Origin of the sequence: Legionella busanensis (genome assembly GCF_900461525.1) — a bacterium.
Taxonomy (GTDB): Bacteria; Pseudomonadota; Gammaproteobacteria; order Legionellales; family Legionellaceae; genus Legionella_C; species Legionella_C busanensis.
Window position 1 is genome coordinate 2,863,903 of record NZ_UGOD01000001.1, and the last position, 15,806, is coordinate 2,879,708.

Consider the following 15,806-nt stretch of genomic DNA (forward strand, 5'->3'; position numbering starts at 1 on the left):
CTATTTTCACAAGGAATTGATAGTTTAAATAACACAGATTAAATTTAAAAAAGCTCTTTGTTATAAGTACTTAAACTATTTTTGATTACTTTAAGGAATACTTAAGAAGTTAATAAGCTTATTATACTTGAGCTATGTGAAATAACTTAAACACGTTATACTTCTCATTTTTGCTGCAGATAGAAAGATTTATGTACGCTCTCAACTGGTCTTATGCTTATAGTAAACCTCAATCCATAGCTCAATTTAAGCTTGAGCCAGAAGATTTTCAAGTTATTGAGTATTTTAATGAAGCATTTAGTGGTGAAGGCGAGCACACCTTATTAAAAATTGAAAAACGAGGTTTAACAACAGAAGAAGTTGTCAAATCTTTAAGCCGCTTAATTAATAAACCAATAAAGCAAATTAGCTATGCAGGTTTAAAAGATCGTCAAGCATTAACTATTCAATGGCTAAGTGTACATACACCGGGCGAAATTATTCCTGATATTGAAACATTACAAGCACCTGGGTGGAAAGTCATTGAAACCGCGCGCCATATTAAAAAATTAAAACCAGGATTTCTAACTGGCAATCACTTTAAAATTAGATTAAAAAATTTAACTGAACAAGCACAATTTACGCACCGCATTGAACAAATTAAAATAACGGGTGTGCCTAATTACTTTGGCGAACAACGTTTTGGCCGTGATGCTGGAAACCTATTCAAAGCAAAAGACATCTTGGTAGAAAATCGTAAAGTTAAAGACCGATTTTTAAGAGGCATGTATTGTTCGGCAGCACGTTCATGGCTTTATAATTTAATTCTTTCTAAGCGCGTTGCTCGTGGTAATTGGAATGTGCCGATTAAAGGCGATGTCATGCAATTAAGTGGCTCTAAAAGTATTTTTACCCTTGAGAATGTAGAAGAGACGATACTACAGCGAATAAAAGACAAAGATCTCTCCCCTGCTAGCCCTTTACCTGGTAAAAATAAAAATAAAGTTGCTGATGAGGCATCATCATTTATAAATGAAATCTATCAAGAGTGGCAGCCTTGGTTGACAGGATTAATCCAACAGGGATTAGAAGAGGCCTGGCGTGCTAATATTTTACATCCCCAAAATTTGCAATATCAAATTTTAGATAATATTGCTGAATTGTCTTTTACTTTACCAGCAGGTTCTTATGCTACAACCGTTTTGCGTGAATTAGTGCAATACTCTCTTTAATAAAGTAAAACCATTACCTGATAAAGAGCTTATTTTAGAAAGGTGCAATCTTATGGTTGCTATAATGGATATTAACTGTGCTAAAGTTATTTAATTAATAGTATTACTTAATCATAGGAAATAGGATGGCCCGTGAATTAATTAATGCAGTACCATTTTGGTGGCTGGTTATATTATGTATATCAGTGCTTACTATTATTTCTTATTTAGCTGTCATTATTTCAACTCAGTTAATTACAGTTCCTATTGATAAAGATCACCGTTCATTATCTAATGCACTGATTAGAATATTAAGCACAGGTTTTTCTGTTTTACTTGCTTTTATTATTATCAATACATGGAACTATCTATTAGAAACACAAGATGATATAGCGACAGAAGCGGATGCTTTAGCTGCAATGGTACGCAATATTAATGTGTTTCCTGCACCGGAAAAAAACAAACTTATGGCAGGAATTCGCGATTATACCATTTTAGTGAGAACCCAAGAATGGACTTTAATGAAGGAAGGCAAGGAAAGCCCTGATGCCTGGAATGCACTTAACAATTTATTTTTTACTTTACAATCTTTTGACCCTAAAACAAATCTAGAAAAGATATATTATTCTCAATGTCTAAAAAATCTTGATACAATTTTAAACGCAAGACGCGATAGGCTGTCTCGATTAACGAGTATTATACCTGAGAAACTAAGTTCATCCCTTATTATAGGCTCCATTTTTCTTGTAGTTATATTAGGTTTAATTCGCGGTGAATCGGGATTTCTAAACACGACACCAATATTATTTTTTTCTATTGTCTTTGGCTTTAATGTAGCCATAGCCTTAAGTTTTGATTACCCTTATTCAGGTGATATTTCAGTAAGTAATCGTCTATTTTATGAAGGCATGTTAAGCTCATTTAAAGACCCATCGCCTAATACAACAGCACGTAAATGATATCTTAAAATAAGATAGCGATACCAAACGTTAGCGTATTTTCACACGCTTCTAGGCTTAGCTGGCGTAGAATCGGATGAACCATATACCTGTTCAAATTCAAATTAAGGTTATTTACTTTTTCTCAATAACGAACAAGATACTTTATACTAAGGTAAACTTACAGTCTTGGATTAAAGCTGGATTTTGTGGTGTTAAATAAAAGCTTATCTTAATCTTAGCCCTTTTAGCATGTGCTATAAAAAATCCACTTAACTGACTCTCGGCAACAACATCACTATAATAAAGGATAGATCCTGCCTCTTCAAATAGAGCCTGAGTCTGCTTTTTTAAATCTTCTATTGGAAAATCTAGGAAAAAGTTATCAGCAAAAATATCACTTGCCTTTGCATCCTGCCAATTAGGTAAAAGAGTAATTAACGCTTTTTTCTTCGCGTCTAATACAGGTGAGATGCTTAGCTGCCGTTTTGTTAAATGTGCTTCATTAATTAAAGTATTTAATATCTGTAAATTAATTTCAGTGGTTGGCGCATAAGTAACATTGGTTAAGAGAATTAAGCCAAGCCCATAATCCGGCATAATAAACCAATTACTACCAAAGCCAGGTAATCCGCCAGCATGGCCAATATAAACTTTATCTTCGCTATCTTTTAAATAACGTAAACCATAGCCATAACCTCGCATTATTGTTGTTTGTTTTCCATCTAAAAATCGATAACTTGAATCTAGCTGGTGAATACACCAAGCTCTTTGCATTTCATATAAAGAGCTTGGCTTTAATATATTTTGCGTAAAGCTATTTGTTTGTTGATGAAAAGCAACATAACGACTGAATGATTCTAACGAACAGAGCATGCCACCCATCGCTGCAAAACAACCATCTTGCAGCAGAGGCTCTTCTTGCCAATGATTGACCTGCCAACGATAACCTCGTGCTAAATTATCGTTATTTATGCTACTCACTTCCCAAGCTACTTCTTGCATTGACAAAGGTTGCCATATCATTTCTTCAATAAATTTCTGATAACGTTGTCCTGTAACTCCCTCTATAATCATGCCAAGCAAAACATAACCTAGGTTACTATATTCAAAAGTAGTCCCTGGTAAGTGTGCCCAGGAAAAGCCTTGTCTTATTAGGTTTTCTAAGGCTTGCTTAGATAAATCTAAATGCCTGTCTGCCCAAGAATCATCTTTAGGAAACCCAGCATGATGAATCAATAGATCGCGAATAGTGACTAATGAGTTATCTATAAGGGGCGGATAATAATTTAAATTAGGTATGTAATTAATGACTGGATCATCTAAGCCTAATTTTCCTTGATCCCGTAATTTAAGAACAGCCGTGGCTGTAAAACTTTTAGTCATAGATGCAATTCGAAAAAGAGATTTTGTGGTTACTGGAATTTTCCGATGAATATCTAGATACCCACCGCTGCCATTATGTATAAGTTGTCCGTCTAGCATAAGGCCAAAAGTATAACCAGGAACATGATATTGTTGGGTATAAGTCTGGTAAAGCTTATCAATCATAGGAAATAAGCCTTGTAGGCGAGTAAGGCGTTCTCCCGTAGTTAAAAAATAAAATGGACAAAATCCCTTAAGATTTTTTTCTAATGAGTTAGTTATTTTTTCCATTATGAATTATAAAAGAGCATAGAAATGTGGAGTAGATTAACAATAAGAAGCAATACTATTCAAGTTTGTTACTTAAGATCTTAGTTAATAAATTTTAATGATTGGAAAGATAATGTCAGTCTGTATCTAACAAATTTTAAACTATTTTTCTGCGGCTTTTATAGAACAGCGACCTATCTAGTAATTAGATTGATTATTTCCTAAACTTAACTAATAAGTAGATTTTAAAATAAAACAACGGCAGTGGACTTTAACACTTACAGGAGAAGAAGTGAGAAGTTCTATTCCTATCAATAAACTATCATTAGCTAGTCCTATATTAGCTATTCTCGTAAGTCTATTAGGCTTAATAGTATTGTTTGGCTGGTATACCCACAATACCTTAATTATTCAAGTATCGCCTTATTTTGCGCCCATGCAATTTAATGGTGCTTTAAATTTCTTTTTATCAGGATTGGCACTCCTTTGTTTATACCTAGATGCAAAAAAAACTGCACTTTTTATTGCTAGCCTAATCATTCTATTATGCACACTCACTCTCTTAGAATATCTCTTAAAAATTAATTTAGATATTGATGAGTTTTTTATGACTCATTATATTACCGTACAAACTTCGCATCCTGGACGAATGGCACCTAATACAGCCTTTTGCTTTCTGCTTTTAGGCCTTATCATTTGGCTCCATCCCCCCTCTCTGGGAAATCAAGACAGAAAGCTAGCTTGCTTATTATTAGCATCGCTTATTATTTTGTTAGGTGCATTACCCTTATTTGGATATTTATTTGACTGGCAAACTGGCTGGTCAAATTTTACATTGATGTCGATACATTCAACGTTTGCGTTTGTAGCGTTGGGATTAAGTTATATTTTATGGCTTGGTCGTGAAGAAAAAAGCATTTTAAGTTCTATTGATATATTGCCGATATTACTGGTGTTTTTCACTAGCGCTATCATTTCTATTGCTTTATGGCATTTTCAAGTAAGACAGGAACAAAAACAAATATCATTAGCGATTCATGAAGCTAAAGCACAAATTTCTAATAAACTTAAAAACGACTTTGAACGTCTAACTCAAGCGTTGCATCGAGTTTCTTTGCGCTGGCAGCAAGCTAATGGTCTTAGTAGACTAGCTTGGCAATCCGATGGCCAAGCATATTTAACCGATTTTCCTGCCTTAAAAATCATGGCTTGGCTTAATCAAAATAATGAACTTAAGTGGCATATTCCTGAAGGTCAAAATCAAGTTTTATTAACTTCATCTATGCCTTTTTTACCAACTAAAGCACTTAATAAAAAGGAAAATAAAGTAGCAATATCTGGCTCACCTATTATACTTGATAATAAGCAAATTGCCTTACCTATCTTTATTCCCCTATATACAAAAAATGGGTTTGATGGTTATTTATTTAATGCCATTGACATGCAAGTATTTGTTGATAACGCTTTAGATATGCAAACTAAGAATCACATGCACATGATGATTTCAGATAAAAATCATCGCCTTTATCCTAACGATAATATTACCAATACAGGCGTTCAGGCTAAACAACTTGCTCAAAATATAAACCTAAAGTTACTTAATCATAATTGGACATTAAAATTATGGCCATCTCAAAATTTGCTTGGTTTATATTATACAGTCATTCCTATTATTACCCTTATTACTGGCTTATTATTGTCTGTGTTGCTAGCTATGCTAGCTTATATGTTGAAAAAATTACATGACGCTCAAAAACTGAGCTATTTAATTCTAGAAAGCTCTGGTGAGGGTATTTATGGTGTCGATATAAGTGGCAAAACTATATTCGTCAATTCAGCTGCAGCAAACATGATAGGTTGGGAAAAAAAAGAACTTATACAAAAACGTCAACATGATTTAATCCATTATAAAAAATTTGATGGCAGTCCTTATTTAATTTCTGACTGTCCTGTCTATCATACCTTGGCGACAGGAGAAACCAAGCAAAGAGACGATGAAGTTTTTTGGCGTAAAGATGGTAGTTATTTTTGGGCAGATTATACAAGTAAAGCCATCATAGAAAATGGGAAAATCATAGGCGGTGTTGTTACCTTTAAAGATATCACCACAAGAAAAGAAAATGAGCAGCAAATTAAACAACAAAAGAACAAATTAGAAGCAATAAATAAAGAGCTTGAAGGGTTTAGTTATTCCGTTTCTCATGACTTGCGTGCTCCCTTACGACATATCATTGGTTATATTAAGTTCTTACAAGATAAAGTTAATAAGCTAAATGATGCAGAGATAAATGAATATATTCAAATTATAAGTACCGAAGCCAAACGGATGGGACAATTAATCGATGATTTACTAGCTTTTTCGCATGCTGGACGTTTTGCCTTAAATAAACAGAATGTAAATTTTAATGAAACAATTGACTCTGTTATTACTGAATTAACAAGTCAAATGCCAAATAGAAAAATAGAGTGGCACATCTCTACTCTACCAGAAGTTTACGTTGATCCAAATCTAACGCGTATTGTCTGGCAAAATTTAATTTCTAATGCCTTAAAATTTACTAAAACCAGAGAAGTTGCAGTGATTACTATCGGTCATGAAGATGATTCTGATGAGTGCATTTTCTTTATAAAGGATAATGGAGTTGGGTTTGATATGACCTATTCTGATAAGCTTTTTGGTGTTTTCCAACGCTTACATACTGAAGTTGAATTTGAAGGAAATGGGATTGGTTTATCAAATGTCCAAAGAATCATATCTCGTCATGGCGGCCGTGTTTGGGCAACCAGCGAATTAGATAAAGGAGCGCAATTTTATTTTACGCTTCCTAAAAAAGTGCTAGGAGAATAATATGATACAACCCGGGCATATTTTATTAGTTGAAGATGATAAATTGGATGCAGATTTAGCTATTAAATCCCTTAAAAATGAAAAAATTTATAACACCATTGATTGGGTTAAAGATGGTCAAGAAGCCTTAGATTATTTACGGTTTAAAGGCACTTATAGTAATCGAGAAAAAATACAACCTATTCTTGTTTTACTTGATTTAAAGATGCCTAAAATAAATGGAATAGAAGTCTTACAATCCATTCGGACAGATGCTAATTTAAAAAAGCTTCCCGTGGTTATCTTAACTTCTTCCAAGGAAGAGCAAGACTTAGTCAATGCTTATAACTTAAATGTTAATGCCTACGTAGTAAAACCGGTTGATTTCGTTCAATTTACGGAAGCTATACGTCAAATTGGATCATTTTGGATAATTTATAATGAGCCACCGCCGGACAAATACGTATGACAGAATTAAATATTTTTTATTTAGAAGATACCCCAATTAGCTAAGCGTCATATGTTTAACATTTTACGGCAAGAAGCTATTAAACAAGCAAAATGCTATCCTTATCAAGTTTCTGTGATTTTTTATAATAATTCACTTATAAAGAGGTAAAATTTATAGCGCAAGTTTTTTCCTTTAAACTATGATAAAATAAGGCTCGAATAAATTATAAAAGAGTCAAACTGACTATCAATTAATTATTATCTTTTGTAAACCACGCTCTTAATCTAGTAAGGAAAAAAATGAACTTTCAAGCCTTAGGCTTAATGGATACTTTAGTACAAAACGTGCATAAATTAGGCTACAATACCCCCACACCTATTCAGTCCAGAGCCATTCCACCTATTTTAAATAAACAAGATGTTTTAGCCTCAGCGCAAACTGGTACTGGTAAAACGGCTAGTTTTGTATTGCCTATCTTACAACTTTTAAGCAAGAACCCACGTGCTAAAGATAGGCGAATCCAAGCTTTAATTCTTACTCCAACACGCGAATTGGCAGCACAAGTTTGCGATAGCATTAAAGAGTATAGTCAGAATTTAACGTTACGTTCTACTGTAGTATTCGGTGGTGTCAAAATTAATCCTCAAATGATGAAGCTCCGTTCAGGTGTTGATATTTTAGTAGCGACTCCTGGTCGTTTAATTGATTTACATCAACAAAATGCAGTTAAACTTGATAAGCTTGAAATGTTTGTCCTAGATGAGGCAGATCGTATGCTCGATATGGGTTTCATACACGATATAAAACGGATTATTCGTTTATTACCTCCTAAAAGACAAAATTTAATGTTTTCTGCAACATTTTCAAATGATATTCGGGCTTTGGCGAAAGGAATATTACATAATCCAGTTGAAATTGATGTTGCGCCCCGCAATACGTCAGCAATTAATATAAAGCAAATTATTCATCCAGTTGATAAAGCTCGTAAAGCCGCCCTCCTTTGTCATCTTATTCATCATAATAAATGGGACCAAGCTATTGTTTTTTCACGCACTAAACATGGCGCTAATAAGCTTGTGAAACAATTAGCAGAGGCTCAAATCCATGCAGTGGCGATTCATGGCAATAAATCTCAATCACAAAGGACTAAAGCTTTAACTGAGTTTAAAGAAGGCAAGGTACAGATTTTAGTTGCTACGGACTTGGCTGCGCGCGGTCTGGATATTGAAAAATTGCCCTGTGTTATTAACTTTGATTTACCCCAGGTTGCTGAGGATTATGTGCACCGCATTGGGAGAACAGGTCGAGCAGGTTCTACAGGCCAGGCAATTTCCCTTGTGAGTGCCGATGAAGTAGGATTATTAGTTGTCATCGAAAAATTGATAAAGAAGAAGCTTAATCGTATTGAAATTAATGATTTTGAACCAGTCCATAATTTACCGCAATCAATTGTAAAACCACAACCTATAACTCGATATAATAATTCACAGCCTAAGGCAAAACAGATAAAGAAAGCTAAAAAATGGATTAATAAAAAAAATATTAAAACAAAAAACAATACTTTTAACTAGAAAACAATAGGCTATAATTTTATTACTTATTTAGGTAACGTCCCTGAAGGTTTGTTAGATAAGATTTAATTTTGACTTGAGCACAGATTTTTAATTTCACTTCATTCTGCCCTCTCTCCCGCACTAGGTGTTTCGATAGTATGGTAATACTTTTCGCGGGAGAGGGTTGGGGAGAGGGAAATGGACAAATCCACTCTAAGACAACGAGCTCGCGATTTATGGAAAAATAGTACCAATGCTAAGAGACATTTTTGGTATCATCTTCGAGCAAATCGGCTGGGATTTAAATTGTAGATATCGCGCTCATGGAGCGTTGGATTTAAGCGGTTCTTTTTACTTGGAATAACAGCCTTTATTCCATAAATAGGCGCTCATCTTTACCACGACGACCTTTAGGCTTCGGAAGTAATTTTCTAAACGAGACCACAGCTTGTTATTAGTGACCATTTTTGACATCTTCCTCTCCCGCGAAAAGCATTATCATACTATCGAAACACCTAGCGTGGGAGAGGAGGAAGATTGAAATAAAATTGAAAAATCTGTGATCAAGTCAAAATTAAATCTTGTCTAACAAAACTTCAGGGATACTGCTTAGTTAAATTTAAAGTTTTTCAAAAAATCAGACACAGCAGAGGGTTGTAAAGGATGACTAATATAATAACCTTGAATTTGATTACTATGATGAGCGCGTAAAAATTCAAGTTGTTCTTTTGTTTCGACGCCTTCTGCTAAAATTTGTAGCCCCATTGATTTAGTCATATTAATAATGGCTTCGATTATATTCTTATCATAGATATTAGTGGTGATATCTTGGATAAAGCTTTTATCAATTTTAATTTTGTCAAAAGGAAAAAATTTAACATAATTAAGGTTAGAATAACCAACGCCAAAATCATCCATTGCAATTTTAATACCCATATCTCTTAAAATTTTCATAGTATTAAAAACATCAATAGAATTTTCTAAAATAACATGTTCTGTAATTTCTAGCTCCAGATAACGCGGCTCAAGACCGCTTGCTTGAAGAGCTCGTTTAACTATATGAATAAAATCACTTCTTAATATTTGACTGCCAGAAATATTCACTGCGACAGATAAATCTGAAAAGATAGTTTCTTGCCATTTTTTAGTTTGTGCACAGGCTGTGTTTAAAACCCAATTACCAATTGGAATAATTAATCCAGTTTTTTCTGCAGTAGCGAGGAAACTGTTAGGCGCAAGCATACCTAAGGTAGGGTGATTCCATCTTAATAAAGCCTCAACACCTATTATTTTATTTGACGCCACACTGAAAAGTGGTTGATAAAAAAGGACAAATTCCTCATTCTCTATCGCTTTTTGCAGTGCAGACTCCAACTCTACTCTTTTGATTAAATTATAATTAAGCTCAGAAGTATAAAATTTAAAATTATCCCTACCTGTGTCTTTGGCATGGTAGAGTGCTGTATCAGCATTTTTTAATAAATCGTCTGGAATTTCTCCATCTAAGGGATAGACACTAATGCCAATACTACCCGTTACTTTAACTTGGTTTCCCTGAACTGAAAAAGGAGTATTAAAGATTCCTTGTAGACTTTCAGCTATGACCGTAAAATTATCAAAATTAATTTGCCCAGTCAAAATAATTACAAATTCATCCCCGCCAAATCGGGTAATCGTGTCAGATTCCCTAAAACAATTTTTCATTCTTATTGCAACTAGATTAAGTAACTCATCGCCAGCTTTATGGCCAAGCGTATCATTAACTTGTTTAAAATTATCTAAATCAAGTATAAATATACCAACAAGTAGATTACTACGTTTAGCGTAGCTTATAGCTTGCTCAAGGCGATCCATTAAAATGATACGATTTGGTAAACCAGTTAAAGCATCATGTGTAGCTAAATGAAGAAGCTCGTCTTGCAACTGTTTATTTTCAGTAATGTCTCGAAAGCTTAAGACAACACCCGGTGTATCACCTTCTAAACCATGAGAAAAGTAGTGAGAATATAATTCAAACACTTGTCCTGTATATAATTTTAACTCCTTTACACTCTCTGTTTTTGGTTGCTTACATAAATTTAGAATCATGGTTAAACAATCGCTTGAATTTTCAACTTGTGAAGCCAGCTTTTTCAATACCTCTAATGAACTTGCTTCATTCATTACTTCTACAGGAATATTCCATAAATCTAAAAAATTCTGATTATAAATTAAGATATTTTCATTTTGATCTAACGCAAGAATACCCTCCTGGGTTGATTCAATTGTAGCTCTAGTAAGTGTTAAATTCTTATCTAAATTGCTATTTACATTTTGCAGCTCGGTAGTACGCTCCGCTACTGCTTGCTCTAAATTTTTAATTTGCAGCGCAACTTCGCTTTTTAATGCCCATTTTTTTAAAAGAGCCGACGTTAATTGCCTAACTTCAATAACATCAAAAGGTTTCTTTAAAATAAGGAGATTATCTTGACCATCTAATATCTTTGAAATTTCCTCTAAAGAGTAATCAGAATGAGCTGAACAAATAACCATTTGTATATTAGGGTCTACTTCCCATATTTTTTTAATGGTTAATACGCCATCCCATCCGGGAGGCATACGTATATCTACAAAAGCAAGCGCATAAGGTTCATCAATTTCCATAGCTTTTTTAACTAATTGCAACGCTTCTTGGCCTTGAAACGCTGAATGTAACGTTATTGCTTGAGTTTGAGTTTCCTGAGTTTCTGGTATATCAGTTGGATTAAATAAATTATTAAATGTTTCTTGAAATGCATCTGCCTTCTCATTTTTTACTTTGAGTATCTTATAGAAATCTTCATGGATTGACTGATTATCATCTACTAACAAAATTTTGTTGTTTTGAATCTTAAACATACTCTTCTCGCGTCCTTTCTAAAGAAAAATCCTTACCTATCTTATAAGGGAATGCTATTTTAAACGTAGCGCCTTTTCCTTTACCTTCAGAACTCGCTTTTAAAGTTCCTCTCATTTCAGCAGCAGCTATAGCACTAGCATGTAAACCAAATCCATGACCATTGTTCTTAGTAGTGAAACCGTGCTGAAAAATTCTAGTTAAATTTTGTGCAGTAATACCCAGGCCATTATCAATAATTTCAATATAAAATTGAGATTCATTTATCAATCCTAGACGTATAGTAATAGTTTTATCATTTTGGCTAGAAGCTAAAAGAGATTGCTTAGCATTATCAATTAAATTTATTAAGATCTGAGTTAATTTAGACTTATCAATATAGACTGGTTGCAGCTTCGCATAATCTTTGTCAATATTAATATTATGTCGCTTAAAATTGATGCTTACCATAACTAGTGCTACTTCAATAACATCTTCAATATTAACTAGCTCTTCGAAGTTGACAACGCCACTTAATTTTTGCTGCGCTACAATAATATTTTTTATATGCTGAACATTTTCATTTAATTGATTTAATTCATTTTTAGCCGCTTCAAATTCACTATGCCAATACTCAGCCATTTTATTTAAAAACATGGGTATTTTTGAGCCCTTAGGATCAGCAGTTATAAATTCACCTAAATTTTGCTCATGCTTACTAATTAAGCTATTTAAATCTATTAAATTTTGTATATTGATATTTTTCAAATGATCGGTAATTAGTGCTGCGGAGACATTAACACTGTTTAAAGCATTTCCTACATTATGAAGCACGTTAGAAGCTACTTCTGCCATGCCAGCTTTGCGTGCCATTTCGACTGAGTTAGCATGTAATTTGGCTTGCAAGCTAGAAATAATAAGGGCAATACCCATAATCACAATAGTGACAACCGCAATACTAGTAGCTAATATATTATGATTAACCGCATGGCTTGTATGAACATGATTAGCCTCCGGTGTAAAAATAGCAGCTTCCATACCGATATAATGCATCCCACAAATAGCCGCCCCCATGACGAGGGCACTACTAACCTTTAAACGCACTTTCGCCTTTATAGTGGATAATTGCGAACTTTTTATAGCTAAATATAAAGCAGCCTCAGAGGCAATAATCGCTACAACAATGGAAAGCAAGAAAAGGCTTGGTAGATATCGTATTTCCATGCCTAACATAGCAGCCATGCCCACATAATGCATTGAGGCAATCGATAAACCTAGTATTATTCCACCCAGTGCGAGCGCGTTTATTTTGACTTTTTTATTTTGCAATAGCAAAAAGGCAATGCCGGAAGCAATGATAGCAATTATCATTGATAAGCCAGTCAGAAATGGATCATAGGCCATAGGCATAGGCATGATAAACGCAAGCATGCCAATAAAGTGCATTGACCAAATACCCGCACCCATGGCGAAAGCTCCACCTAAAATCCATCGAAGCTTATTAGTAAAAGAGGCGCCAATATCCCGTACCCGATTAGCAATATCAAGCGCGACATAAGAAGCGCCAACTGCAACTAAATAGGAAAGGATAACCAAAGGTAAACTGTAAACACCTTGTATTTGGTTATCTGGTATCGATGAAAGTTGGAAAAAATCCATTAACATGCCTTTCCTTAATTAGATATTCTCTTAAAACTAAAAAGTGTTTTAAAGAGATAATTTCTAAGTTCCTTACTCTCGCTAGTAATAATACTTATTATTCATCTTTTAAATTATAGCTAATAAAATAAAGAATGAGGCTAAAGGTTATAAGGCTTCTTTTAAAGAAATGGACTTAAAAATTGCCGTAGCAATTTAATATACTATTCTTATAATTTCTAATTTTTCTTTTCCATCTGGCGTCTCAACTAACACTATATCCCCTATTTCAGCTTTTAACAGTGCTTTTCCAACCGGTGAATTCCAGCTTATCTTGCCCTGTTCTATATCCGCTTCATCAAAGCCAACTAATTTCACAGTTTTTTTTGTATCCTGTTGAATATAAGTCACAGTAGCACCAAAAAATACCTTCTCGAGATTCTTTTGTAAGGTTGGATCAACAACACAAGCTGTTTCAATACGTTTATTAAGGTAACGTATACGGCGATCAATTTCCCTTAAACGCCTCTTCCCATATATATAATCACCATTTTCAGAGCGATCACCATTTCCTGCTGCCCACCTGACTATTTCAACAATTTTTGGGCGTTCCTCATAAAGCAATGTATGCAGTTCTTTTTGTAATAATTCTAACCCATAGGGGGTGACATAATTTTTGGTATTACCTGTTGTAATTTCCGGTAACTCGTCAATATCATCCTCATCGGTTTCTTTAGTGAATGCTTTGCTCATAGGCACAACCTCGTTTAATTATAACAACGTGAAGAAACGATAAAAATTAGCTACTTTGCAGGCGTTAAAGCAAATAATATAGTGACTAAAATCGTTAATAATTTTATTAGCGGTAGTTTAAAAGCCAGTCGTTATTTAAGTATTATAGCGTTTTTCTTCCCTCTATTGCCCCCTCTATTAATTATTTAATAGCTACTTTTGGGCTTTTAGTTCTGGCTAGGACGTATAATTATTCTCATCTGCGGCAATAATTTACATAAATTATCAATCTATTAGTAATTAATTAGCGGTGATATCGACATTTATTACTTAAATTTTACAAAAAAATTATCAAAGCTCTAAATAGTTTAAATTTTAATTAACTATACTACTCTCAGAAATAGTTGTAAGGAGTTATCTTATGCCTAGAAGTACAAAGCGTAATGACCGTAACCTACCTCTTTTAGATAGAAGCCTTAATCAACTCCCACTTGGAAACCGGCCCGACTCTATGAGCAATTTTTTTAAACAAGAAAAAAAAGATGAGGCAATTCAGTTTATATATGGTTTTCATAATAAAAAAAATACTGCACAAAAGAAAGATGAAAAAGCTATTGAGCAACTGAAAAAGGATTTAGAAAAAAGCAAACAAAAGCTAGATAACAAAGAGCCCGACCCCGGTGAACAGAAAACAGAGTCTAATGATGATACAAATCCTACACCATAAAAATTGATTAGCTTTGTTTTGTAGTAGGTAATTCGCATTCTTGCTAAAGAATCAATGTAAATTAATTCAATATGGCTTTTTTATGACAAATCCTGTGCTTTAAACTGTTAAGTGAGGCTTAAAGCGTATTTTGAGTTACAAAATTTAATAAACAATAAAAGATTACTTCCAATCTGAAATTTTCTCGATTATATTCACTCACCATAGCACAAGGAGAACATTGTCAAAGGAGAAGGAATTAATGACCTCTTTAAAAAGAACTGCACTCAGTCTGTTTATTATTGGACTTTTCAATAATCAGTCCACTATAGCGGGTACTATGGGTCCAGTGAGCGTATGTGATCAAACGAATTTATTTATTGGAATAAATGCGCTTTACCTACAGCCACGTAATGATGACTTAGATTATGCAACAGTTTTTACTCGGCGCCCAACATATACTCATAATGTCGATTTAGATTATGATTGGGGATTTAATCTCTTTGGTGGTATAAAGTTTTATAACAATAATGATATAAAGTTTGCCTGGCAAAGGCTTCATACAATTGATCACGATAGCATTTTTCCTAATGAAGAGTTCGCTGTAGAACCACGCTGGTTACCTCAAGCTTCTTGGACATCAGTATTAGGTCAGGCTCGTTTTGATTATGATGAAGTATCTGGTGTTATTGCCCATACATCTTTTTTTAATAATGGTTGGTTGATTCGCTATGGAATAGGTGCAGAGTATGCAGAAATTGACTCAAGATTTTTAGTAGATGCTACAACAGACGTAGTAACGGTAAATCGAGGATTTACTAATACCAGTGTTTTTCATGGCGTAGGCCCCCGCATTGAAGGCGATGTTTTTTACAATCTCTATAATGAACTTAACGTGTTTGCAAGTGCCAATGCTGCCTTGCTAATTGGTTCTAGAGAATTTTATCTCACAGCACACCGTCGTAGTGATGCAAGCAGATATTTTGATGATAGATTAACCCAAGTACCAAAATTGGGTCTACGCGTAGGGGTAGATTATAAACGTCCTGTTGGCCTCTTAAGTGCCGGTAAAAGTGCTGTTATTGATTTTCAAGTTGGTTGGCAAGCCGAAACTTATTTTGACGCTATTGAACGTCCTTCTACTGGCGTAATTGGTGGCGAAGGTTCGATAAGCACTGTTTTACCTCGAACATCTAATTATAATAATCAGGGGTTATTCTTTGGTGTAGCGTTATCCACTGATTGTTTGTAAAAATTTCAGAGTTAATGTGAGCCCTAAATA

Annotated in this window: 11 protein-coding genes; 7 read left to right on the forward strand and 4 right to left on the reverse strand. The window is 34.2% G+C overall.

From position 1 onward, the window contains the following. The first annotated feature begins 191 nt into the window (after nt 1-191). Entirely contained in the window at nt 192-1,211 is a 1,020-nt protein-coding gene (gene truD, locus DYH30_RS12645) for a tRNA pseudouridine(13) synthase TruD (RefSeq protein ID WP_115332004.1), read from the forward strand. Between the two features lie 125 nt (nt 1,212-1,336). Further along, nucleotides 1,337-2,149, forward strand: a complete 813-nt coding sequence (locus DYH30_RS12650) for a bestrophin-like domain (protein ID WP_115332005.1) — start codon at nt 1,337-1,339, stop codon at nt 2,147-2,149. A 144-nt stretch (nt 2,150-2,293) separates the two neighbouring features. Here the strand turns inward: DYH30_RS12650 and DYH30_RS12655 are convergent, their stop codons facing one another. Beyond that, nucleotides 2,294-3,784 carry a serine hydrolase domain-containing protein gene (locus tag DYH30_RS12655; protein ID WP_115332006.1) on the reverse strand — a complete coding sequence of 497 codons (1,491 nt, stop codon included), beginning with the start codon at nt 3,782-3,784 and terminating at the stop codon, nt 2,294-2,296. Nucleotides 3,785-4,055: 271 nt separating this feature from the next. Between DYH30_RS12655 and DYH30_RS12660 the strand changes: the two genes are divergently transcribed. The 3 genes from DYH30_RS12660 (at nt 4,056) to DYH30_RS12670 (ending at nt 8,612) form a co-directional block, all read left to right on the forward strand. Beyond that, nucleotides 4,056-6,611, forward strand: coding sequence for an ATP-binding protein (locus DYH30_RS12660; RefSeq protein ID WP_115332007.1), 2,556 nt, complete (start codon nt 4,056-4,058; stop codon nt 6,609-6,611). Between the two features lies 1 nt (nt 6,612). Beyond that, the gene (locus DYH30_RS12665; protein ID WP_115332008.1) at nt 6,613-7,059 is read left to right on the forward strand and encodes a response regulator; all 447 of its coding nucleotides are present in this window, start codon (nt 6,613-6,615) and stop codon (nt 7,057-7,059) included. Between the two features lie 281 nt (nt 7,060-7,340). Beyond that, nucleotides 7,341-8,612, forward strand: coding sequence for a DEAD/DEAH box helicase (locus tag DYH30_RS12670; protein WP_115332009.1), 1,272 nt, complete (start codon nt 7,341-7,343; stop codon nt 8,610-8,612). 591 nt (nt 8,613-9,203) lie between these two features. Here DYH30_RS12670 and DYH30_RS12680 read toward each other — a convergent pair. The 3 genes from DYH30_RS12680 to greB all read right to left on the reverse strand — a co-directional run bounded on the left by DYH30_RS12680 (nt 9,204) and on the right by greB (nt 13,839). After that, nucleotides 9,204-11,471 carry an EAL domain-containing protein gene (locus DYH30_RS12680; RefSeq protein ID WP_115332010.1) on the reverse strand — a complete coding sequence of 756 codons (2,268 nt, stop codon included), beginning with the start codon at nt 11,469-11,471 and terminating at the stop codon, nt 9,204-9,206. Then, a complete protein-coding gene (locus DYH30_RS12685; RefSeq protein WP_115332011.1) occupies nt 11,464-13,113 on the reverse strand; it encodes an MHYT domain-containing protein in 1,650 nt (549 codons plus the stop codon). The genes DYH30_RS12680 and DYH30_RS12685 overlap by 8 nt, the downstream gene beginning before the upstream one ends. 189 nt (nt 13,114-13,302) lie before the next feature. Beyond that, nucleotides 13,303-13,839: a transcription elongation factor GreB gene (greB, locus tag DYH30_RS12690; RefSeq protein WP_115332012.1), complete on the reverse strand. Its 537-nt coding sequence runs from the start codon at nt 13,837-13,839 to the stop codon at nt 13,303-13,305. Nucleotides 13,840-14,239: 400 nt separating this feature from the next. On the opposite strand from greB, the gene DYH30_RS12695 reads away from it, so the two are divergent. Next, complete coding sequence (locus tag DYH30_RS12695) at nt 14,240-14,545, forward strand: hypothetical protein (RefSeq protein ID WP_115332013.1); 306 nt, start codon at nt 14,240-14,242, stop codon at nt 14,543-14,545. Nucleotides 14,546-14,786: 241 nt separating this feature from the next. After that, nucleotides 14,787-15,776 (forward strand): Lpg1974 family pore-forming outer membrane protein, encoded by a 990-nt coding sequence (locus DYH30_RS12700; RefSeq protein ID WP_115332014.1) that lies wholly within the window; start codon nt 14,787-14,789, stop codon nt 15,774-15,776. Nucleotides 15,777-15,806: the final 30 nt, after the last annotated feature.